The sequence below is a fragment of the Vibrio sp. MACH09 genome, from assembly GCF_033238805.1.
Classification (GTDB): domain Bacteria; phylum Pseudomonadota; class Gammaproteobacteria; order Enterobacterales; family Vibrionaceae; genus Vibrio.
Genome location: NZ_BSFZ01000002.1, coordinates 38,009 through 59,338 on the forward strand (window position 1 = coordinate 38,009; position 21,330 = coordinate 59,338).

Consider the following 21,330-nt stretch of genomic DNA (forward strand, 5'->3'; position numbering starts at 1 on the left):
AGTCTTAATTGGAATGGAAATAGATCAACTTAGAGCATTTTGCCAACTGGCTCACGACAAAAACTATCGCATTGCATCGGAGCACCTTTGCATTACTCAATCGGCGCTAACTAAGAAAATAAAAAGGTTGGAGCAACAGCTCAATGTGGTTCTTTTTGAACGAGGAAGGCAAGGAACGGATTTGACTCAAGTAGGAAGAACTTTACTGCCTGAAGCTTGGCGTATGATAGAAAACGTTGACTCTTTTCGGACATTATCAAGTTTTGTCGCAGAAGGGACATACGGCTATCTAAATATCGCTTTTGGTATATCTACTTACCACGAAGCACCAAAATACATCGCCATGTTTAAACAACAATACCCTAATGTCCACGTGACTCTTAACGACATGCCTTCTCACAAGCAGATAGATGAACTACTAGCCGGCGGCATACAACTGGGCTTTGATAGAATCCCAATAGAATCTTCACTGGCGGCTTTACCTCTTTTTTCAGACCAACTGGCAATCGCAATAAATTACAGTGAAGATATTGATGAAAATAACCTTTGGGCGTCACTCAGCCAGTTAAATTACTTGAGTTTAAGCACACGAAAAAACCCAACGATAACTCGACAGATACATACTTACCTGCACAATATTCAGCAAAAACCACACACCATACAAGAGACAGATCATATTCTAACTCTACTTGCTCTCGTCTCTGCTCGCCTTGGCTATTCCATTGTTCCTGCAAGTGTAGCTCGTATCAGCCAAGGCCAAATTCGATTTATTCCTTTAAAAGGGTCATACGCTAAATGGAGTATAGGGTTACTATGGAACCCACAAAGGCCGGATCCCGTAAAAGAGAAGTTTATTGAAACTGTTGACCTAACTGTCACCAAAAATGACGTTTGTTAATCACTAAATTTCTTGCTCTTTAGGCTCCTAACAGAGGTAAATGATTCACTCTTTTATAGGTCAAGGCGAGTGTTAAACAGTGACGAAGCTCTTTTTCTGGCAAAGGTTGCGTAATATTCATCACTATGGCTCTGTTGCCTTGAAACTCTAATTCAGATTCATACAGCTGCCGAAACGTATCCACCAGCTTTGTTTGGCAATTAAAGTAGAGATAACAGTGATTAGGCGTCTTCAGCTTCCAATCCATCCGCACTGGACTACCGGTTTTAACGTGATAACTAGGGTCTGTTGACCTTTCGCGACTATTTTTGCAGCTTTTTGTTGGTGCTTTATACAAGGCAGCACCTGTGAAGTGTAGTCATCTACACAAATCAGGTGATAACGCAGTAGAAAGTGCCAACAAACGCTGCCCGAAGGGTTCATCTGAAAACGCCTTGAGCTGTGTTATGAGTCGTTTACATAGAATAACTATGCTGCTCTCCTCATGCCTTACTCAAACCGCTTTCAGATTGAACAAAATCTGTTCTCGAAAGGTCAACAGACCCTGAGCTCTCCCCATTTTGTCGTCTCGGTAACGTCCCCGAGTGCCAATTCTGACGCTAGCTCAAAAATCAACTCTCTTAACTGCACCATAAATGGTTGAACATCTTGCGGATAATCGTTAAACCTCTGTTGAACTGCCTTGTCCATTCTCTTCCCCTTATAGCTCACGCTTATCCATGGTGACAATACACCCTTTAGCTTCGGCGTTGTTTTCCAGCTTACATACCCAGCCATAACTCTGGCATATTCGCTCTACAATAAGCAGCCCTAAACCATGCTCTGTTTCTGGTTTATCTGTCAATCCAGTTCCAGTATCAACCACTTGAATTCTGGTAGAACTAATGAAAATATTGATGCGGCCTGTTTTGGTAAAACGAATCGCATTTTCGACCAGATTATTGATCACCATCCGCAATACGCTATCAGGTAAGTTTATCTGCGTGTTCTCTTCAACCGTTAATTGCAGCTCTACATTTTCCGCTAACTTGTTTTGATAACTCGACAGGTCAAATGACTGGTGCGTGACAGGAAAAAGTCCCTGTCTACTGCTGGCATTCTCCTGTTTAACAATATTAAGAAGCACCTCGACTGTCTCATGCATACCCGTCGCGGCGGTTAATATTCGTTGTCGCTGCTTCTCCTGAAAGTCTTTATCTTGCTTCATCGGTTGCAGATTAGCAGCGCCAAGCACCACAGCAATCGGCGTTTTTAGCTCATGACTGGCATACTTTGCAAACATTAACTCCTGTTTAGCCACTCGCTCTTTCATCTGTCGATATTGGTTCAGATGAGAGGTTAACTGTTTTAACTCGTCAATAGCGCGATCGGATACTGAGAATTCGGCGTCTTGAGAACGAACTAATTGGCCATTCAGTTCTGATACTGGTGACATTAATCCATCAAATACCCGTCGAAGAGAGAATCGCAAGACCAGAATCAAAAACACCATCAATAACATGGATACACCCATCAAATCTGCCCAACTGTCATCACCAAACTCAATGGCTCTAGAGTCAATCGTTAAGTACATCGGAACCGTTTTATCTCCGAAGTTGAATTCACGATGAAAGACCATATAGCCATCGCTGTTATACGAACGAAATCGGCTTACTTCATCTAAAGCATATGGGTAATGATTCATGAATTTTTCTGGCAATGCCTCTGCACCATAATACGCGGTAACATGCGCACTTAATGAGGCTTTCTTCACTGGATTAAGTTGATAATAATCGACAGCAATATCTTGAAATGAGGTTAAATGGCTTTCTATCTGGCTATCTTCAAAGACGACTAATCGAATTGAAAATGCGAAAAATACGATAAATGAAGTCGTTAAAGCGATAAACGAAAAAGTAATCAGCAAGCGAGCCTTAACATCTTTGATGGAGCTGCCCCGATACGCTTTAAACACCTTTTTTAACGCTATCATTGTGCCACCAATTTAAAACCAAATTTAGGCACCGTGATTAACATAGGAAAATCAAAAGGCTTATCCAGCACATTTCTCAGCAAGTAAATATGGCTTCGTAACACATCTTTATCCGGAATCTCTTCTCCCCAGAGCTGGTATGTTAGAGTCTCTCGAGAAACGACCTCTCCCTGTGCTTTCACCAACTCGAGTAAAATCTGATACATCGCAGGCGTCGTTTCTAATAGAACATTAGCCCTTTTTACAGTATGAGTTTTCGCATCAATCGACAGCTCACCATAAGTTAACCGAGTCTGTGCCACTTGCCCTTTGTAACGCTTTATCAAGGAAACCAATCTCACCTCAAGTTCTGGAAACTGAAAAGGCTTGCTTATAAAGTCATCGACACCGGATTCAAACCCAGACAACAGATCTTCCTGCCCATTCAATGCTGTCAACATTAAGATCGGCGTTGTACAACCGTTTTCTCTTAGTTCCTTAGCCACTTGCATACCATCTTTTCTTGGCAGCATCACATCAAGAACAATGGCATCAAAGTCATTTGCTAGCGCTAAATCCAGCCCAAGGACACCATTACCGGCAAAATCTACATCGGCACCTTTCACTTCCAAAAAGTCAGCCAAGATACCTTGTAACTCTTCATTGTCTTCTACTACCAGAATTCGGCTACCTTCAATCATCTTCTACCCCTGTAACGGCCTATCACCCATGCTGAAACAACGCTTGTCGAATAAATGTCAAATTGAGTGTGAGGCAATTTTTTTCTTCTGTCGAACCCAATTCGACAAAAACTCGACATCCTCCAAGACAAACTTGCTTCATCAGATAAGAGGAAAATGCCATGCAAATAAAAACACTTAGCATCTTTGTTGCAAGTTTGGTCATCACTTTACCCACCTTAGCGATTGACCTTTTGGGACAAGTTGAAAGCAAAAATAAACAGAGCGTCGTAGCAGAAGTTAACGGCGTTATTGATCTTGCCCATATGGAGACAGGAGATGTTGTAAACAAACACGACATACTTGTCAGCATCAAAACCGAGGATTTCGACTTCGATGTTGCAAAAAAACAAGCAAGTTTGTCATTAGCACAAGCGGATTTACAGTTAAAACAAGCAACATATCAACGCTATACAGAGCTTGTTAGCAAAAAAAGCCTATCTGAAAATGATTTAGATATTGCTAAAGCTGAATATCTCAATGCCAAAGCGAGTTTAGAGCTTGCTCAAATTGAACTAAAAGAAGCAAAGAAAAAAAGAAACAATACTCAAGTGGCCGCCAATATTGAAGGGGTCGTTGTGACTCGAAATGCAGAAAATGGAGCATGGGTTAATCAAGGTGACCTTCTCTATCAACTGGTCAATATCGATACCTTAACTATTCGCTTGCTGGCAAGTGAACACGATATCACTAAATTATCCATTAATCAGCCTATCGAACTATGGTCTGAAACGGCGCCAGAAAACAAAATCCAGTCCACCATTAAACGAATTGGTGTTGAGATGGAAAACACCACCCATGCCTATCCTATAGAAGTCGAAATACCCAACGCAGACCATACGTTAAAACCCGGGATGTCTATTTACGCTTCTACTGACGTTAGCCACAACTCGAGTTCTAATCAAAGTCACTAATAGGAACACAATATGTCATCATTCATTGCATATTTCGCCAAACGGCGCTTTTTAGCACGTATTATTACCGTTATGGTGCTTATTACGGGTATCGCTTCACTATGGACTCTAAAACTGCAAGAGTATCCGGATGTCGCGTTTGAATCTGCCGACATTCAAACCTTCTACCCGGGAGCAACCGCACAAGATATTGAGCTAAACATTACCAACCCGATAGAAAAAGAGCTTCGTAGCGTTCAAGGAATAAACTTTTACTCTTCAGAGTCAAGTGATGGTGCTTCTTTCATTTCGCTTGAATTCCTACCGGGAGAAGACTCTGTCAAAGTTATGCGTGATATCCAGCAAGCAGTAGATCGAGTAAGTGGCCTGCCTAAAGATATCACGGCTCCTCCTGTTGTGACTCAACGACAAACATCCTCATTTGAGGTGTTCACATTTGGCGTCAGTCTGATCGATAGCAACGGTGATCAATCCATTTTGCAACAATACGCACGGCAGTTAGAGAAGAAATTACTCAATGTTTCGGGAGTCAGTACGGTCAGTATGAGCGGCTATAACGAACGTGAGTTCTGGGTAGAAATTGATCCAGACAAAGCCAGCCGCTACCTTGTCACACTGCAAGATATTAGTTCTGCGATTGAACAACACAGTTTGTCACAATCAGGAGGTGTCGTTGAATCTTGGAGTAATGAGCAAAAAATCGTCACCATGACTCAGGTTCAGTCAACCAGCGATATTGGTAACATTGTAATAAAGGCGTTGGATAACGGCACAATTGTTAAGATCTCTGATGTGGCCAAGATTGAAGACACCTTCGCTAAGGCAACTCAGCAAGGGGTTATTAATGGTCAGTCCGCCATACTATTTTCTGTGACTAATTCTGGAAATGCAGACATCATTACCACCGTGGACAACATCAAGGCACTAATTAATGAGATGCAAGATGAAACCGATCTCTATCAGTTTGAGCTAGGATTAAACCTTGCTGATGATATGAACAGCAAGTTCTCCATCGTATCTACAAATGGCATGATCGGCCTTATCTTAGTGTTGCTCGTTCTCAGCTTAATTTTAAAGCGCCAAATTGCATTTTGGGTCTCTCTATCCATCCCTTTCTGTATTTTAGGTGTGATGATTGTATTGCCTTTGGCTGGCCTTAATCTGGATAGTGTTACCCTGGCGGCTTTGTTGTTGGTTATTGGCATTATTGTTGATGACTCGGTGATTGTTGCTGAAAGTATTTACCAGCAAAAAGAGCGAGGAGAAACAGGCGTTGATGCGGCAATATCTGGCACCAAAAAGGTTATCAAACCGATTCTTGCGAGTTTAACCACAACCGCTCTCGTATTTATTCCAATGATGTTTATTCCCGGCTCTATGGGAAAAGTTGTCATGGTTATCCCTATAACCGTTATTGCCGCTCTGCTCTTCTCTCTAGCGGAGTGTACATTTACCCTGCCTGCGCATTTATCCAGTTCATTAGAAAGCAAAAACAACAGCCATGATGAAGACCGCTTAAAAGTTGTCAGTGAGTGGTATCAGAGAACATTACGTCTCTGTTTAAGTTATAAAAAATCCGTGGTCATGATTGCGCTTATCAGCAGTGCAGCAAGCGTTGGTATGATTACAAACTTAAAGTTAGACATATTTCCAGTTGAAGCCGCAAAATACATAGAGATAGTTAGCGAAGTGAAACCGGGAACACCATTATCTCATGTAAGAGAAGCTCACAATAAGATCGAAGAAGCGATAAAAGCATTACCAGACAATGAACTGGTCAGCTATCAAATGGCCTACTCTTCTCCTATCAGTTCGGGACAAATAAACCTTACCGATTATCAACAGAGAGAGCGCACAGCAGAAGAGATAATTGCTCAACTGAATAGCCAAATTGGCCAGTTAAGTGATGATATGTTTGTTCGATTCTCAGTGGATGCGGGTGGACCTCCTCCCGGTGACCCCATTGCAATCCGAGTATTGGGTGGAACGACGGCAGAGCGAGACAGCGCTGTCATGTTAGTCACACAATGGCTTGAACAACAAGATGGCATTAGTGATATTACAAATAACGAAGCACTTAAAGACCCACAGCTCAATGTCGTGCCTCAATATGATTGGCTAGCAAAATATGGGTTATCTGTTTCTGACTTAGCCTCTACTCTACGAATTGCTTTTGATGGTAATAGCGTGAGTTCCACTTGGTTAGGTGATCAAGAAGTCGATATTCGTGTTATTTTGGATGAACCATTCCGAGAGATAAATAAGCTTAAAGTTACCAAAATTTACACCAGTGATGGTCGTCAGGTTCCATTAAGTCGCTTAGCAAAAGTGGAACAGATCGAAGCACCTCGATTAATAAAACATTACAACGGCGAAAGAGAAGTGACGGTGACGGCACAGATAACAGATGACGCCATCTCTTCCGTGACTTTGTCAAACGACTTAATTGACAGTATCAAAGGTAAATACGCACAAAACGTCACCATTGATATTGGCGGAGAAGCAGAAAGCACAAATGAAACTATGAGTGGTTTCTTGGTGGCATTCCCTTCCGCTATGGTCGCCATCTATTTCGTATTGGCAATAATGTTTAACTCACTGCTGCAACCATTACTTGTTATGGCGGTTATTCCATTTGCTGTCATTGCGGCGCTAATGTCTCTGGTTGTTCACATACAAGCGCTTTCTATGTTTGCTCTTATTGGCGTTCTTGGTATGACCGGGGTAGTTGTGAATAACTCGCTGGTTCTCATCAACCGAATAAATGAGCTACGAGCAAATGGTATTGCCCCGTTAGAGGCGGTTATTGAAGCGTCAGTAAGCCGGTTAAGGCCAATTCTTCTTACTTCCATTACCACAGTAGTAGGGTTACTACCTTTGGCTTATGGCTTTGGTGGAACCGATGTCTATATGGGTCCTATGTCGTTAACGTTGGGCTATGGGTTACTCTTTTCATTACCTGTGGTGCTCTTGGTTATACCTGCGCTGTATGCATTGTGCTTTGCTCGTAAACAGACACCTACGAGCTAGCGTCATAGTAATATTAGCGCCATAGTAATAAATGGCATACCATAAAAATAAGCCCTCAATAGTGCATTTAACTATTGAGGGCTTTTTAGGTTGTCTTAAAGTGTTTTAAGCTGACCGGTTATTAGTTTTCTTCTTGTAGCGTTAATACTTCTTCTTGCTCAGCCGTTTGCTCATGTACATCATCAGGGTTATTAATCCACTTAAAGAAACCATAAAGCATGATAAAAATAACCACCATCAGCGGAAGCGAAGTCACAATCGCCAGTGTTTGAATCGTACTTAACGGCGCATCAATGAACATCATGGTTAATGGAACCGCAGCCAAGATCACACACCAGAACAGACGTAGGAATGTCGGTGGGTTAGCATCTTCATCAAGCTGGTTTGCCGCCGTGGCCGCCAACGTAAACGAGGCAGAATCTAATGTTGTGGCGAGGAACAGCGTTGACATCACAGCAAATATTACAATAAACAGTGAACTCATTGGTAAGGTACGAAGTACCTCTATTACTGTTGCGGCGCCCCCAGATTCGGACAACATCCCGGTGACATCCACCAGATCATTTAGGTGAGTACTCATGCTGTAGCTACCCAAAACACCGAAGAAGATAAAGCAACCCGCACTTCCACCAAGAACCATACTGATGATCACTTCTTTCAGCGTACGTCCTTTAGATACTTTTGTTACAAACAGAGCCATAAACGGAACGTATGTCATCCAGTAAGCCCAGTAGAATACTGTCCATGAAGTCGGGAAAGAACCACCTTCAATAGGGTCAGTCCACAAGCTCATGCGAATGAAATTTTGTAGCATCAGTCCGTAGCCATTGGTCATTTGGTCAATAATAAATGACGTAGGACCAACAATCAGAACCAGAAGAACAAACACAACAGCCAGCTTGGTGTTCATATCACTTAGCTTAGCCATTCCTTTTTCAATACCAACGTAAGAACTGACAGTAAATAGCGCAGTAATTGCCAGCATTAAACCTACGTTCATACCAAAGCTGTTTTCGACACCAAGAAGTGAAGCAATCCCGGCAGAAACCATAGGAACACTTAAACCAAGTGTAATTCCCATCGCGCCAACACAGCTAAAGATAAAGATGGTATCGATCAGTTTACCAATGGCATTGTTGTAAAAACGCCCCATTATGCTTTCACATACTGCACTCAATTTAAGCTGAGGGTTTTTGCGAACATGGAATGAGTAAGCAACAGGTAATGATGCAATGCAATATAGCGACCAGGCTGAGATACCCCAGTGGAACATGTTGTAGCTTGTCGCCCACTCCGCAGCAGTAGCACTGTATGGTTCAATACCCATTGGTGGACCCATATAGTAGTAAGCCCACTCTACAAATGCCCAGTAAACTGTGGCAGAACCTAAACCAGCGCAGATCATCATGGCAAGATAGTTAAAAAATGAGTATTGAGGTGCGCCTTCACCAAATTTTATGCTGCCATGTTTTCCAAAGCCTAACCAGGCAAGAATGATGACGCTAAAGAAACCAAACAGAAGGAAAAGTTCTCCAAACTGCTCCGTTAAAATGGTGAATAGTGTTTTAGCTATCGCATTCCCCTGTTCAGGAAATAACGACAACCCAGCAACAATACCGAAGATAGTAGATAAACTTATTACCATCAACGGCTTGTCTATTTGTCGATTATTTTGTTTCATGTTAATTATTCTCTGTGTAATTATACGCGAAGGGTCATCAGACCCTAAGCATCAACGCGGAACTGCTCAATGATGGAATCGCTAAGTTCTATCCCCAGTCCAGGTTTATCCGGAACAGGCACAAAACCGTTATCAAATAGCAGTCGATTAGTGACAAGGTCAGTAAATAGAGGGCTTTGGCTTTGCGAATACTCCATAAGAGTGCCGTGCTCACAAGCAGCCAAAAAGTGAACGGAAGCAGCCAATAAAATACCCGTGCTGAAACCGTGGGGAACAAGTTGGACACCGTGAAGCTGGGCCAAATCGTAGATTTTTTTCATCTCAGTGATACCACCACAACGTGTAATATCCGGTTGTACAATATCCACCTGAGAATGTTCCAAGAAGGATTGGAACTCATAACGAGTGGTTAATGACTCACCACCAGCCAGTTTTGCATCCACCTTATTTGATAGTTTTGCGTAGCCGGATAAGTCATCAGCTAGAACAGGCTCTTCTACCCAATTGAGGTTAAACTCAGCCAGTTCTTTACACATGTAAGCAGAGTGACCAGACGTACGCCACTTGGATGCAAGGTCAATTTGGACTTCAATATCATTGCCCACCGCTTCGCGAACATGCTTAACGATTTGATAATCCGTTTCAGGGTCATCCCCAAAAACACCGCCACCAAACTTAATACTGGTAAAGCCTTGCTCAACCAAGCCTTTAGCAATTTGACGGTTATCTTCTGGTTTACTGGCAGGAATAAAGGTGCCGTATGCACGAATCTTATCGCGATACTTTCCACCCAGTAGTGTGTGGACAGGAACGCCATAATACTGACCGGCGATATCCCACAAGGCGATATCAATAGCACTGATGGCGTGAATGCCCGCGCCACGGCGACCAAAGTAGTTTGATGCCCAATACATTTTGTTCCATAGCTTTTCAATTTCTAATGGGTTCTCACCCATAATCAGTTGCTTTAGGCCATAGCAATATAAATTTGAATTGGTCGTTTCAATACATGCTCTTACTACTTCTGGTGAACTGTCCGCTTCACCAATTCCAATAATTCCTTGGTCGGTATGAACCTTGACAATAACGGCGTCTTCGCCCCATTCACACTCTTCATTTGCCGCCGGAACTCGAAGACAAATCACTTCTACATCGGTAATACGCATATCTTTATCTCTCACGATACAACGGTGAGAGCTCCATAGAGTTAGGAAATAAAATTTATAATGATTCTTTACAGATCAACTGCTCTAAACGTTGGTCTTTTTGATACAGGGAACAGAAGGCATAACCGATATCTTCAATAACGGTTTTTTCGCCTTGGATAATGGTGTCTAAACAACGTAATACTGCTTTGCCACCATCAACAACACTCAGTTCTGCCGACATAATGCCGCTTACATCAACATCAATGTCTTCGGTGATTTGGCTAGCATTACCGCTAACACGAATGACAGGAACAATTGGGTTGTTGAAGCCAGCACCGCCTGTTGTCCACAAGATAATATGTGCACCTAAAGCAGCGAAATGCATTCCTGAACCGCCACATAGGTGGGTAACTTCAGACAGATAAAAACCAGTTGCTGAGGGCTTTTGAATACCTTGAGGGTTAATTTCCAGCACATCTTGAATGTCTCGAGTACCGGTTTTATGAAGTGCCCCAAGCGCTTTTTCTTCTAGCGTGGTTAGGCCACCGATACTGTTGCCGATACTCATTGTTTCGACATCAGTGCCTTCGATATGCCAACGGCGCTCTTCTTCCATAATGAGTCGCTCAATTTTTTCAGCAACATCACTATTCACCGCTCGTTTCTTTAATATCTCTTCGCAGGTAATTAACTCGATCAACTCTCCGGCGATACAGGTCGCACCTAAGTCAACCAGTTGATCTGCGGCATAGCCAACCGCCGGATTTGACGCGATACCAGAACTGGTGTCAGACCCGCCACACTTAATACCAACAACCAATTCGCTGATAGGGGTTGGTTCTGGGGTGGTTTGTTCAGCAATGCTCACCAACTCGTTTGCCAGTTGCACCCCTTCGTTTATGGTTAATCGAGTCCCTCTTGACTTAATGATGGAAAGATTAAAAACTGGCTTTTTAGCCGCTTTTATCGGGGCAATAATTAGCTCAGGGTCAATACTTCCACAGCCCATATTAAGCACCAACACCCCTGCAATATTCGGGTTTGTAGCAGCGCCAACCATGACATTAACCATCTCTTCATTTCCACCATACATACAGGTGTAATGGTTAGTTACAATGACTGTTTCTGGCACTTTTTGCTTAATTGCCTGAGCAATGCCTTCCGCACACTCATCAATAGCCAAAATCAAAATGTGGTTGCGGATACCCACTTGTCCATCCGCACGCCTATAACCTTGAAAAACCTTCATACTTAACACTCTATCTGCATCTGCTGAATGATTTGTTGAATGATTGGTTCAGGAATATCAACCCGCGTACTTCTCACATTTTGTACGTGGACTAAATTACCAATCGCAATGAGTTCAATCGCAACACCGATGGAATAATTGGCTTTTGTTACTTCTTGCCCTTTATTTATCTCTGTTAACGCAATTTTGTTGCCCATCGAAATGACTTGCAGCGCCTCTAGCTCAGCAACAAATTTGTTGTTCTCATCAATGACATCCACCTTGTCACCCTTTGCGACGTCCGCCAGCAATGTTGCAACGTTGTCGCATGACGCTAGGCGAATCGCTTTAACTTTATTGTTTGTTTTTTTATCCATTGAGGATTGTCCGACAATCTACAGTGGGGCAATTATACGAAAAAAGGACTTTAGAAATGAGAAATAGATCATATTTATTTCATTTCTGGCTTTTATTGATAAATTGTTGGACAATCGTCACAATAAATTCTGTGACAACAAACAGAATGAATTTCTATAATTCCAGTAGAAATATGTTTATTAATAGATAGTTAGTAATAAAAACAACGATGGTTTGGTGTAATGGCGAAATTTAATAAAAGCAGTCTTGAAGAACAGGCAGCCGGGTATTTACGAGATCTAATCCTTACTGGCAGCTACAAAATGGGTGAAAAAATCGTGGAAAGTACGCTTGCCAAAGAGCTTGAGCTATCCAGAAGTACCACACGAATGGCGCTCAACACCTTGTCTCATGAAGGTTTAGTGGTACAGATCCCATATGTTGGCTGGCAAGTCATAGAGATCGATGAGCATGATATTTGGGAGATTTACCATTTAAGGATTGCCATTGAATCACGTGCCGCTTGGTTGGCCGCGACAAAAGTAGATGATAAAGACAAAGCGAAACTGACAACATTAATGCAAGAGTTTGCACAAGATGTTGAAAAAAATCAGATAACCACGCAGCGTAAAAGTCGTTTCGAACTGGATTTCCATTCACTCATAGTGTCATTAAGTGGAAATAGTCGCCTGATCAACATCTACCGAAACTTATCCAATCAGATGTTACTGTTCTTTTCTATCGACTTAGAAACCTATGATCCAAGAACAATAATAAAAGCACATCAACCTTTGGTGGATGCTATTTGCGCCAATGACCCACAAACTGCCGCCTATCATGCTGAAGAGCACATATCCACATTCAAGGATGTAGGCAAAAAACTTCCCAATAGAACACAGCAGTAATAGAGAAAATATAAAGCAGCCAGATCTTCAATAGTGAAGATGTTGGCTGCTACATCTCTTATTTAGCCGCCTAATAACGACCGCCAGTTTTCCTCAATACTTTCGTCATACACCGAGCGTTCGGGCCTAATACCGAAAGGGGGACTGGAGGTAACGCCTTGCGAAAACCTTTTTTAAATGCAGGGCGGGACTCAATGCGTTTGATCCATTGCTGAATATTTGGATATTGTGAAAAGGAGTAGCCAAGTACCCGTAATACCAACGTATTAGGAAACCAAGCTATGTCTGCCAATGAATACGTATTTCCTACGAGGTAATCTTTATCTTCTAACGCTTTTTCAAGTTTAATAAATTGTTGGTACAGCACCTGATCTGCCTGCTCTTTATCGTTAGCAACCAAACCTTTTCTTCGGTTAATGTGAAATTGAGTTCGATGAGGTATATGAGCTTGATAAAACTTCCAATCTCGCGGCGTTGGCAGTCGGCCATAACCGTTAGCATATACGTAGTTCACCACACCAGATTCATGAGATTTAGCCGCTGCATCTAACCACTCTTCCATCTCCTCTCGTAGATCATCTTCTAAAGGGCTTAACCTGACTTGCGGAAATTCTTGTTCGAGATATCTTAGTATATCCACCGACTCATGCATCGCTTTACCGTTGTGAACAATGGCAGGTACTTCCCCTTTGGGATTGACAGCAATATATTCATCGGTTAGTTGCTTGCTTCTCATCAAGTCGATCAGATGCTTCTCTACATTTAACCCTTTCTCCTCAATAGCTAATAGTACCCTTCCTGCACAATTTGAAAGCGGATGATAATACAGCTGTAGGTCTGTTACTTTTTCAGAATAAATAGTTTGCATTGATATAACCTTTAAAGCTCTGTTAATAAATACGTTGTTTTAGGAAAGTGGATATGTACCAACCCCGTTGCTTGATTTTGTTTCGCGATTATCCAGCGTTCATCATTTTCACCTACGAGGCAACCATGAGTTTCACCTACCAATACATCCGTGGTGGCAACCGAGACACGCTTACCTATTCTCGCGCTCTGAAGCATGTCAGGAGCCAACACTCGTGGCTGGGCATTCTTAGCCTCTGATATCGCATCAATTGCAGAGATATCTATCGACTTTCCATGATTAAAGTTGGTCATTTTTTGGTACCAGCTTTTTAACTTAGCTCGACGTTTAAACAAAACGGAGCCTTCCATTCCCATTCGAAACCAAATCAGGTGAACGGCACAAAAGTCCACATACTGAGGCTCTTTTCCCGTTAAGAAATCGTTAGTCAAGCTCGCTTCTAATTCATCAAGATACTGCTGCCATAGCGCTTTGCTCTCTGCTCTGCTACGCGCATTAGCAATCAAATCAGGGTGGCTGTTTTCATAAAGAAACTTCTTGTCAGACAGGTAATTAACTAGTTGATTTAAAGGAATTTGAGATAGCATAGCTCGTACCAATCCCAGCACGTTTAGAGAGTTAAGCGCTACCTGAAATATGTCACTTTCAATGTATTCAGCTCGCCGCCAATGTTGTTCTGATTGTGCAAATGGGTTCAACTGAGGTTTGTCCGTTAATAACGCGATCTCCGCTGAGATTATGCGGGTGTCACAAAACACATCGGCGCCAATCTGAGCCACTGGAATCCGACGATAACCGTCAATAAGCGTATCTAAAGAGAGTCTTGGTGGGGTTAAAGGGACAAGAACAGATTGCCAGTGGCACTCTGCATAGCCCAACATCAAACGAATTTTCTCAGAGTACGGAGATACGTTTTTGTGATGGAAGATAAGAGGTGCGTTGTTAGTCATTGTGATGTCGCCTTATTCCGCTAATGGTTTAAAATTGCCATTCTTTTTCATGGCTGACTGATACGCTGGTCTTGATCGCATACCTGCTAAGAATTTTTCTATGTTTGGATAGTGGTGACCTATCCCAGTACGTACTTCTGCAACTTCTAAGCAATATCCCATGACGATATCTGCTGCGGTAAGTTCTTCTCCTGACAACCAAGTGGAACGAGATAGCTCTTGTTCCATATAAGTAAGATGACGGTGATAACGTACCCACAAATAACTATCGCGAACTTTATTTACGATTAAAGCGATCAAGGGGCGAATGAAAAAGGGAGACTTTGAGATCATGCGCTTGAAAATCAGCGCATCCAGTAGCAAAGGCATAAAGCTAGCTTGAGTTGCATGTATCCAATACAGATAACGTGTCCGCTGCTCAGTTTTTGGCGCTGGCCTTAACGGGCTATCAGGGTACTGATCAAGGATGTAATCAACGATCGCCCCTGTTTCTGGCAACACTAGATCACCATCGGTTATGATTGGTGAAGTGCCTATAACATGAAGTTTTTTATACTGTTCTGGTGCAAGAGTTTGAGGCCCAACACGCTGATAGTATTGAATATCGTAATCCACTCCTAATTCTTCTAGTAACCACAAAATACGTATTGACTGCGAATTTTCTAAATGATGAATGGTCAACATTTGTAAACCTTATTGGTTAGGACTTGAACAATCGAAATAATATATTCCATGGAATATAAATACAAGGAATATTTAATTACAAGATAGTAGATGAGATAGATCTAGATGTGAGATAAAATGGCTAGCGACTAAAAGGGAGATATTTCTTGGCAAATAAAAAAGCAATTATCGACGCGGATTTGAGCGTAGAGACAAAACTTATCGGCTTGCTCACCTGCATCGGGCAAGAGTTTAAAAGTGAAATAGCTCGCCGCTTGACGCCTATGAATATCTCAATGATCCAGCTAAATATCTTACATGCTCTTTCATTTGCTCCAGAGCAATGCCTAACAGTGAATCAGATTAAGCAAACAATGATCGACGATAGTCCCAATGTATCTCGGGCATTAAACAAATTAATGGCCGCAGGCTTAATTGAGAAACAACGCAGCTCAGAAGATCAGCGTATTGTTTACATTCATTTGACAGAGCAAGGCAGTAACGCTCATATCGACGCAGACAAACAATTACTGGATATGAAGATAAACGGGTTAACTGAAGAAGAGTCAAAGCAGCTCTATGATTTAATTAAAAAAATCTAACACGGGCTCATGACAACTCTTTATCCCAGTACCCAGATCCGCCGCCCAACTTTTGCTTAATAAACTGAATAAACACTTTTACTTTTTCAGGCAGATGCCGTCTTTCAGGGTAAACAGCGTAAATGGCATGCTCAGGTAAAGAGTAATCCTCTAGCAACCCTTCTTGCGCCAGCAATAATGAATGCCGAGCGTAGTCTGAACAAATAAGCTAAAGCACAAAACTGCTCATAGTGGATGAAACTCTCTCAACTCCATGTGAAAAAATAAGGGATGGAGCAGAACAGCGCCATCCCTATTTCCGGTATTTGTATTTTCGCTATTTTTGGTAGGTAGTGACGACTTTTTCTAACTCAATCACCTCTGGGTCAGGAATGATTTCATCAGGAAATTCCGCTTTAACTTTTTCAGTCAGCGCTTTGGCGAACACTTGATACAGCACTCTTGTTTGTATCGTAATTGGGTAATCGATATTGTCAGGCAATATAAATTGTTCATTGCGAGTCTGTCCCGATTTAATTCGAGTATCTTTGCCAATTTTTACATAACGCCAAAATAGTTGCCCAACGGGTTTACCATTCTTATCGACTCCAACTTTGACAAATTTACGTGAGTCTTTAGGAATGTAGCCGTCTTTCATTACACCAGATTCAAAAACACGCGCCCCACTAACATCCGTCGCAATCACCTCTAACCAGACCTGACGACGCGCTCCTCCGGGCATATCATGCCCAGAATTAACATTCGTCACTTTTGCGGTAAATAACGAACCTTGCTTTTCAACGTCCAGTTCCAAGGCCGTTTTTAGAATATCTGTACTTAGCTTTTTGTGCTCTGGGTTACGCATTCCAGTAAAGTAATAGTTGCCTCCGACAAAATGGTGCGAGCGCATATTGGATTTCATTGGCCCATCATCCGTGGACTGCCCTGCGACCTTGTTATCGAAATCCGTCACATCTTGGGTCATGTGGCAATCTATACAGGTTTTGTTTTTGGCAGGATCATTAGGTGCATTAAATGGAGAGGCTAACCACTCACCAAAGTTATCATTGATGTTTGCCCCCTGACCGGTAGTAAATTCATTGTGGCAGGTCGCACAATACAACGAGCTTTGATACAACTCCGGATTTGAGTAGGATGCCTTGTGTTCTTCAGGTGACGCATTGATCTGTTTTTCCGACAGCCACTTAAGCAATGTATTGTTTGCATCTTCAAAAACATAGCTTTGACGATCCTTAATATTTACCGTCATGTCGGTATTACCACCAGCATCTTCGGCTTTAGTCACACGGTGACAGAACACACAACCTGTCCCTCTTTCACTCACCGATTGACCATGTGCAAGCGCCAACTTAAGAGAGTCCCCTCCTTTTTCATACATGTCACCAAACTCTTCTAGGGGGCCATTATCGTCATTAATCACCATTTGTGGTGCGTGGCATCCGCGGCAAAGAACCCGAAACTCCTCTCCTTCTTCCCGAGCAGCAAAGTTCTCATGTTGGCGATAATACGGATGATCCATGTTCATGCCATGGTTAGAGTCCGCCCACTGATCATAAATAGTGGTATGACATTGCGCGCACTCAGCCGAGTTGATCCACTCATCTGGATGGGTGTATCGCTTAGAGTCATCCAAACGCAGCCATGTTGACAAGTAGGGTAAGTTTTCTTGAGAGCGAACATATTCATTTAGCGCACTCATTAATATCGCCGCTTCTACCGGAGGATTCTCAACGCTTATAGGTTCTGGCGCATCATCCCGCGGATCGCCTCCCATACCACCTTGCGTTTTTTGGATGATATCAATGTAGGCTCCGACCGGGTCACCCGCAATCATCTTCCTTACATCAACATGTCCAGTTAAGGCGTTTTCAAAACGGTCTTTTTTACCGTCTTCCATTAACTGCTTATTGGTAAAATTAAATCCATCAAAATGGCAGGAGTTGCAGCTCATCCAAAAATCACCCGCCATTGGCATATCTGCATTTTCAGCACTGTTTGCGCTATTAAAAAGTGTTTTACCTAACCTTAATTGCTTGGTCAGAGGATCATTCGTCACCAACTTCGCAAACTCTGCCTGAGTGAGTTTCAATTTCGCAAATGGGCCTACTGCTCCAGTATCAAACTTAGCAACATCTAGAGACATCGCATTTTGTACATAGAGTTCTCTGCCAACAATGACAATGCCTTTAGGGTTATTACCCGGAACATTTCGGTAGATCTGTGTGGCCTTTGCGCCACCTTGGAATTTTTTACGGCGGTGGCGATTTTTGTTCTTCTTACCTTGGCGAGAAAGGTCAAACAGCATCAAGTCTTCTGAGCCCGCTAAAGTAAAGATGACTTTTTTTCCATCGTCAGTAAACGCTCCATCGTGTGGATTAGAGACAATACGAATACGGTTGCCGCTTTCAACGATATTAATCTGCTTGAACAGTTGTTTTCTCTGGTCTATCAGCTCTTGCTCGTTATCTTTTTCTAAATCAAGAATGGAAATCGTTGGAAATACCGTCGACTGAAACTGAAAGTCATGGCCAAAGGACCACAGCACATGGGGAAGCCATGCGGTTTTTCCGTCTGGCGAGATAACGATGTTATCCAACAATCTAGGTTTGCCCTGTGGAACCGTTTTGGATTTATTTTCTTTACTATCCACCAGTTGAATAACTTTATTCAGTTGAGGAATGGCATTATTAACATTGAAAATAGAGACCTGCCCTGACAACGAGTGCGTCACTAGCAGACGGCCATCATCGGTTAATGCCAATCCTCTTGGGGTCGACTCAGTGGCAATCGTTCTAACTATTTCACCTGAACGATTAATTACCAGTAATTTACTGCGCTCAAAACTGGTGACATAAAACACCTGATGGCGGGCGCTAAAAACCACACCGAACGGACGGGATGGCACGGTTGTTTTCTGCACCACTTTTAATGTTTTGGCATCAAGCAACAGCACTCGGTCATTTAAATAGTCCGTCACCATCAACAACTTTTCATCATCACTTATGGCAATACGACGAATATCTCTCCCTACCGTGGCCTCTTTGAGTAAAGAACCATCAGACCTTGAGAGAATACTGACGCTACCAGTATCAAAGTTTGCACTGTAGATCTTGTTGTTATCCTGACTAAGCCGAAAAGAGCTGCTTTTGTCTGCAGCGACCGCTAACTGAGTCACACACGCGAGCATAAACAAAACTAACCATCGCGCCATTTGATACTGATTACTAACCATTATTTGCCTTTCACATTTACTCTGAGCCAGAGCAGATCTGACTCATGTTATAGATATCCCACCTAACGCTATTCACGTCAGGCAGATACACCTTACTCTTTGTTCTTATTCAGCCGATAAAGATAGAGTGATCGTTCTCCACTAAACCGGGCAGGAAACAGACCTTCTAACGTCTGATCAGCTAATTTTGTTGCGCTCAGTCGCCACGCTCTATCCGCTTGATTAAGCGCCAACTGACTACTGGCGTAATACATGTCAAATATCGACCGATCAGCCAACTGATCCCGTAACAAATTAACGCTGTAATTCGTGCCAATGACTTGTATTTCATTTCGCGCAGATATCCATTCAATCGCCTGCTGTGAAGGGGATTTTGTTACACTCAAGGTGATATTTTGTAGCCCTGCCAATGCAAAATAAGCCAGTATGCTGATGGCCAACAATGGCATATAAACCGAAAACGGTGAGGAAGTAGACGCCACTGATTTGCAGAGAAGTGGCCCCATTGCGTACTGAGACGAAGGCTGACTCACTCGACACAACTGCAATGCGATCAATAGGGAAAACAGCACCACAATAGGTAACCAATGACGCAAGTTGTCTGGGTTTTGCGCCACAAACACCCAGATTAGATAGCTGACCGTAATACAAGTGACCACGCTAACTTGTGACGATTGGCGACAATATTCCGTGTTTACAGCGACGGTTGATGTGCTCTTTACAGCAGATAGATATTTAAAGGTAGAGACAACAGCAATGCACAGAGAAGCGAACATCACGCCCAAACCGACAGCACCATATTGAGGTAGCAAAGAGTGTAACCATTGAATCGGCAAAGCCAAATCACTTGCTTTAGTATTACCCCAAATTGAAAAGTGTCCCTGAGTAAACCGAATACCTTCATCAATATAGGTTGCGCCATCCGTTAACCAAATGAAGATAAAACTCAGCAAGCCAACCAAGGTTATGCCGGCTATAGACGATAGATAATTGTTCAATACTGAACGGCCATTTCTCACTATCAACGGCGCAATAACAAACCCTATCGCTAACGGAAAATAAGAGGGACGAGTTGACAACATTAGCCCTACACACAATCCCGCCAGCCCATATCGACCACGAAACAACGCCACTAAACTCAGTAATAAGCAGGCCACTCCTAGTGAGTCAGTTAATCCACTAAGAGCAACGGATGCCATTAAAGGTTGAAGCAAAATAATCAGCGCAGCAAAGCCCGACCAGAAATAGTCCCCACAACAACGATAAACCACAGCAAACACCAGCGCAGGAATCGCAATCGCAGAGAGATAAGAGATCCATACATTGGACACCTCTCCGTCCACCAGCAAAGCAGCGATACGACTCGCAGATACAAATGCAGGATACCCCGGGAAATGAGGTCGAAACTCCAGTACAGAAAATCGCTCTACCGCACGAGAAAAGTTAACAGCATCATCACCGGTCAGGTCAAAAGGATAATGACCAAGCCAACTTAGCCAGATTAGATACAGTAACGACAGTACAAGTAGATAACTGCGACCGGACATAGCATTCATTAATGAAGTTTCATCTCATCAAGTGCCAGCAATAGCTGTGCTTTTTGCCGAGCAAACTGCTCTGGGTCCGCTGGCGCCTGACCGACACCAAATACCCCAGGGTTACCGATTGACGCTAACACTCCTTGAATAGCTGTCGTCGCAACGTCTCGGTTGTTGTCTGACAACTTTGGCAGCAGCAGATCAAGGAAGAGCTTACTTTTCACCACCAACACTTTGGCCACTTGATAATCAGCAAGATTTTTCTCCGCTCCCTCTAAGCGACGAATGATCTCCTCGACCAATGCTTGATCAATCACGGCGATAATTTGCTGTTCATTTTTAACATCAATGGCGCTTTTCATCGGTGTGTAGAGATCAACATTATGATCAGTTAATAAGTAATCAAACTCCTCTTTTAAATTAACCACTGCGCTATTTATCGAGTCATAATCTCCACGACTTAACGCCGTTAAAATTGCTTCTCTTTCTTCAATTAATGGCTCTTTACCCGCAGCGGCATATGAATAAGCTGACGCCGTAGCGTGAAACATTAGCCCGATCATAATAGCGATAACCGCGACAACATATCGGCTGTAACTGGCTGTTTTCATTTATCATTCCTACT

The 21,330-nt window shown here is 42.7% G+C and carries 18 protein-coding genes and 2 pseudogenes; 5 read left to right on the forward strand and 15 right to left on the reverse strand.

Annotation, left to right across the window (positions count from 1 at the left end; all coding sequences use genetic code 11):
- Positions 1 to 13: 13 nt before the first annotated feature.
- Positions 14 to 898, forward strand: coding sequence for a LysR family transcriptional regulator (locus CHJ_RS15360; RefSeq protein ID WP_317918166.1), 885 nt, complete (start codon positions 14 to 16; stop codon positions 896 to 898).
- Between the two features lie 19 nt (positions 899 to 917).
- Here the strand turns inward: CHJ_RS15360 and CHJ_RS15365 are convergent.
- From CHJ_RS15365 to CHJ_RS15380, 4 genes and pseudogenes are all read right to left on the reverse strand, one after another.
- Positions 918 to 1,184: pseudogene (locus tag CHJ_RS15365) on the reverse strand (DUF1801 domain-containing protein); the annotation flags it as partial.
- Between the two features lie 248 nt (positions 1,185 to 1,432).
- On the reverse strand, positions 1,433 to 1,588 hold the full coding sequence (locus CHJ_RS15370) for a hypothetical protein (RefSeq protein WP_317918167.1): 156 nt from the start codon (positions 1,586 to 1,588) through the stop codon (positions 1,433 to 1,435).
- Positions 1,589 to 1,598: 10 nt separating this feature from the next.
- Positions 1,599 to 2,870, reverse strand: coding sequence for a sensor histidine kinase (locus CHJ_RS15375; protein WP_317918168.1), 1,272 nt, complete (start codon positions 2,868 to 2,870; stop codon positions 1,599 to 1,601).
- Complete coding sequence (locus CHJ_RS15380) at positions 2,867 to 3,550, reverse strand: response regulator transcription factor (protein WP_317918169.1); 684 nt, start codon at positions 3,548 to 3,550, stop codon at positions 2,867 to 2,869. Before CHJ_RS15380 ends, CHJ_RS15375 begins: the two co-directional genes overlap by 4 nt.
- 161 nt (positions 3,551 to 3,711) lie before the next feature.
- Between CHJ_RS15380 and CHJ_RS15385 the strand changes: the two genes are divergently transcribed.
- Complete coding sequence (locus CHJ_RS15385; RefSeq protein ID WP_317918170.1) at positions 3,712 to 4,503, forward strand: efflux RND transporter periplasmic adaptor subunit; 792 nt, start codon at positions 3,712 to 3,714, stop codon at positions 4,501 to 4,503.
- A 12-nt stretch (positions 4,504 to 4,515) separates the two neighbouring features.
- Positions 4,516 to 7,533 (forward strand): efflux RND transporter permease subunit, encoded by a 3,018-nt coding sequence (locus tag CHJ_RS15390; protein ID WP_317918171.1) that lies wholly within the window; start codon positions 4,516 to 4,518, stop codon positions 7,531 to 7,533.
- Positions 7,534 to 7,654: 121 nt separating this feature from the next.
- Here CHJ_RS15390 and CHJ_RS15395 read toward each other — a convergent pair whose 3' ends face one another.
- From CHJ_RS15395 to CHJ_RS15410, 4 genes are read right to left on the reverse strand one after another with little or no spacing between them, the layout of a single operon-like run.
- The gene (locus tag CHJ_RS15395) at positions 7,655 to 9,214 is read right to left on the reverse strand and encodes a BCCT family transporter (protein WP_317918172.1); all 1,560 of its coding nucleotides are present in this window, start codon (positions 9,212 to 9,214) and stop codon (positions 7,655 to 7,657) included.
- Positions 9,215 to 9,258: 44 nt separating this feature from the next.
- Positions 9,259 to 10,380, reverse strand: a complete 1,122-nt coding sequence (locus tag CHJ_RS15400) for a mandelate racemase/muconate lactonizing enzyme family protein (RefSeq protein ID WP_171751587.1) — start codon at positions 10,378 to 10,380, stop codon at positions 9,259 to 9,261.
- Positions 10,381 to 10,435: 55 nt separating this feature from the next.
- The gene (locus tag CHJ_RS15405; protein ID WP_317918173.1) at positions 10,436 to 11,611 is read right to left on the reverse strand and encodes a UxaA family hydrolase; all 1,176 of its coding nucleotides are present in this window, start codon (positions 11,609 to 11,611) and stop codon (positions 10,436 to 10,438) included.
- 2 nt (positions 11,612 to 11,613) lie between these two features.
- Positions 11,614 to 11,967 (reverse strand): UxaA family hydrolase, encoded by a 354-nt coding sequence (locus tag CHJ_RS15410; protein ID WP_171751585.1) that lies wholly within the window; start codon positions 11,965 to 11,967, stop codon positions 11,614 to 11,616.
- Between the two features lie 222 nt (positions 11,968 to 12,189).
- Between CHJ_RS15410 and CHJ_RS15415 the strand changes: the two genes are divergently transcribed.
- Entirely contained in the window at positions 12,190 to 12,852 is a 663-nt protein-coding gene (locus CHJ_RS15415) for a GntR family transcriptional regulator (protein ID WP_317918174.1), read from the forward strand.
- A gap of 70 nt (positions 12,853 to 12,922) precedes the next feature.
- Here CHJ_RS15415 and CHJ_RS15420 read toward each other — a convergent pair whose 3' ends face one another.
- Genes CHJ_RS15420 through CHJ_RS15430 form a run of 3 tightly spaced genes read right to left on the reverse strand, consistent with a single transcriptional unit; the run spans position 12,923 to position 15,354 of the window.
- Positions 12,923 to 13,720 (reverse strand): glutathione S-transferase family protein, encoded by a 798-nt coding sequence (locus CHJ_RS15420; RefSeq protein WP_317918175.1) that lies wholly within the window; start codon positions 13,718 to 13,720, stop codon positions 12,923 to 12,925.
- Between the two features lie 11 nt (positions 13,721 to 13,731).
- Positions 13,732 to 14,670, reverse strand: coding sequence for a glutathione S-transferase family protein (locus CHJ_RS15425; protein WP_317918176.1), 939 nt, complete (start codon positions 14,668 to 14,670; stop codon positions 13,732 to 13,734).
- A gap of 12 nt (positions 14,671 to 14,682) precedes the next feature.
- The gene (locus CHJ_RS15430; RefSeq protein WP_317918177.1) at positions 14,683 to 15,354 is read right to left on the reverse strand and encodes a glutathione S-transferase family protein; all 672 of its coding nucleotides are present in this window, start codon (positions 15,352 to 15,354) and stop codon (positions 14,683 to 14,685) included.
- Positions 15,355 to 15,500: 146 nt separating this feature from the next.
- On the opposite strand from CHJ_RS15430, the gene CHJ_RS15435 reads away from it, so the two are divergent.
- Positions 15,501 to 15,935: a MarR family winged helix-turn-helix transcriptional regulator gene (locus CHJ_RS15435; RefSeq protein WP_317918178.1), complete on the forward strand. Its 435-nt coding sequence runs from the start codon at positions 15,501 to 15,503 to the stop codon at positions 15,933 to 15,935.
- 7 nt (positions 15,936 to 15,942) lie between these two features.
- Here CHJ_RS15435 and CHJ_RS15440 read toward each other — a convergent pair.
- From CHJ_RS15440 to CHJ_RS15455, 4 genes and pseudogenes are all read right to left on the reverse strand, one after another.
- A pseudogene (locus CHJ_RS15440) lies at positions 15,943 to 16,092 on the reverse strand (LysR family transcriptional regulator); the annotation flags it as partial.
- Between the two features lie 159 nt (positions 16,093 to 16,251).
- Positions 16,252 to 19,167 (reverse strand): cytochrome D1 domain-containing protein, encoded by a 2,916-nt coding sequence (locus CHJ_RS15445; protein ID WP_317918179.1) that lies wholly within the window; start codon positions 19,165 to 19,167, stop codon positions 16,252 to 16,254.
- 92 nt (positions 19,168 to 19,259) lie between these two features.
- A complete protein-coding gene (locus tag CHJ_RS15450) occupies positions 19,260 to 20,723 on the reverse strand; it encodes a hypothetical protein (protein WP_317918180.1) in 1,464 nt (487 codons plus the stop codon).
- Complete coding sequence (locus CHJ_RS15455) at positions 20,723 to 21,316, reverse strand: hypothetical protein (RefSeq protein WP_317918181.1); 594 nt, start codon at positions 21,314 to 21,316, stop codon at positions 20,723 to 20,725. Before CHJ_RS15455 ends, CHJ_RS15450 begins: the two co-directional genes overlap by 1 nt.
- Positions 21,317 to 21,330 lie beyond the last annotated feature (14 nt).

Excerpts from the sequence above, each read along its gene's own strand:
- CHJ_RS15375 (WP_317918168.1), bottom strand. The coding sequence starts at position 2,870 with ATGATAGCGTTAAAAAAGGTGTTTAAAGCGTATCGGGGCAGCTCCATC.
- CHJ_RS15430 (WP_317918177.1), bottom strand. The coding sequence starts at position 15,354 with ATGTTGACCATTCATCATTTAGAAAATTCGCAGTCAATACGTATTTTG.
- CHJ_RS15445 (WP_317918179.1), bottom strand. The coding sequence starts at position 19,167 with ATGGTTAGTAATCAGTATCAAATGGCGCGATGGTTAGTTTTGTTTATG.
- CHJ_RS15395 (WP_317918172.1), bottom strand. The coding sequence starts at position 9,214 with ATGAAACAAAATAATCGACAAATAGACAAGCCGTTGATGGTAATAAGT.
- CHJ_RS15360 (WP_317918166.1), top strand. The coding sequence starts at position 14 with ATGGAAATAGATCAACTTAGAGCATTTTGCCAACTGGCTCACGACAAA.
- CHJ_RS15455 (WP_317918181.1), bottom strand. The coding sequence starts at position 21,316 with ATGAAAACAGCCAGTTACAGCCGATATGTTGTCGCGGTTATCGCTATT.
- CHJ_RS15390 (WP_317918171.1), top strand. The coding sequence starts at position 4,516 with ATGTCATCATTCATTGCATATTTCGCCAAACGGCGCTTTTTAGCACGT.
- CHJ_RS15405 (WP_317918173.1), bottom strand. The coding sequence starts at position 11,611 with ATGAAGGTTTTTCAAGGTTATAGGCGTGCGGATGGACAAGTGGGTATC.
- CHJ_RS15370 (WP_317918167.1), bottom strand. The coding sequence starts at position 1,588 with ATGGACAAGGCAGTTCAACAGAGGTTTAACGATTATCCGCAAGATGTT.
- CHJ_RS15415 (WP_317918174.1), top strand. The coding sequence starts at position 12,190 with ATGGCGAAATTTAATAAAAGCAGTCTTGAAGAACAGGCAGCCGGGTAT.
- CHJ_RS15400 (WP_171751587.1), bottom strand. The coding sequence starts at position 10,380 with ATGCGTATTACCGATGTAGAAGTGATTTGTCTTCGAGTTCCGGCGGCA.
- CHJ_RS15410 (WP_171751585.1), bottom strand. The coding sequence starts at position 11,967 with ATGGATAAAAAAACAAACAATAAAGTTAAAGCGATTCGCCTAGCGTCA.
- CHJ_RS15420 (WP_317918175.1), bottom strand. The coding sequence starts at position 13,720 with ATGCAAACTATTTATTCTGAAAAAGTAACAGACCTACAGCTGTATTAT.
- CHJ_RS15425 (WP_317918176.1), bottom strand. The coding sequence starts at position 14,670 with ATGACTAACAACGCACCTCTTATCTTCCATCACAAAAACGTATCTCCG.
- CHJ_RS15380 (WP_317918169.1), bottom strand. The coding sequence starts at position 3,550 with ATGATTGAAGGTAGCCGAATTCTGGTAGTAGAAGACAATGAAGAGTTA.
- CHJ_RS15450 (WP_317918180.1), bottom strand. The coding sequence starts at position 20,723 with ATGAATGCTATGTCCGGTCGCAGTTATCTACTTGTACTGTCGTTACTG.
- CHJ_RS15385 (WP_317918170.1), top strand. The coding sequence starts at position 3,712 with ATGCAAATAAAAACACTTAGCATCTTTGTTGCAAGTTTGGTCATCACT.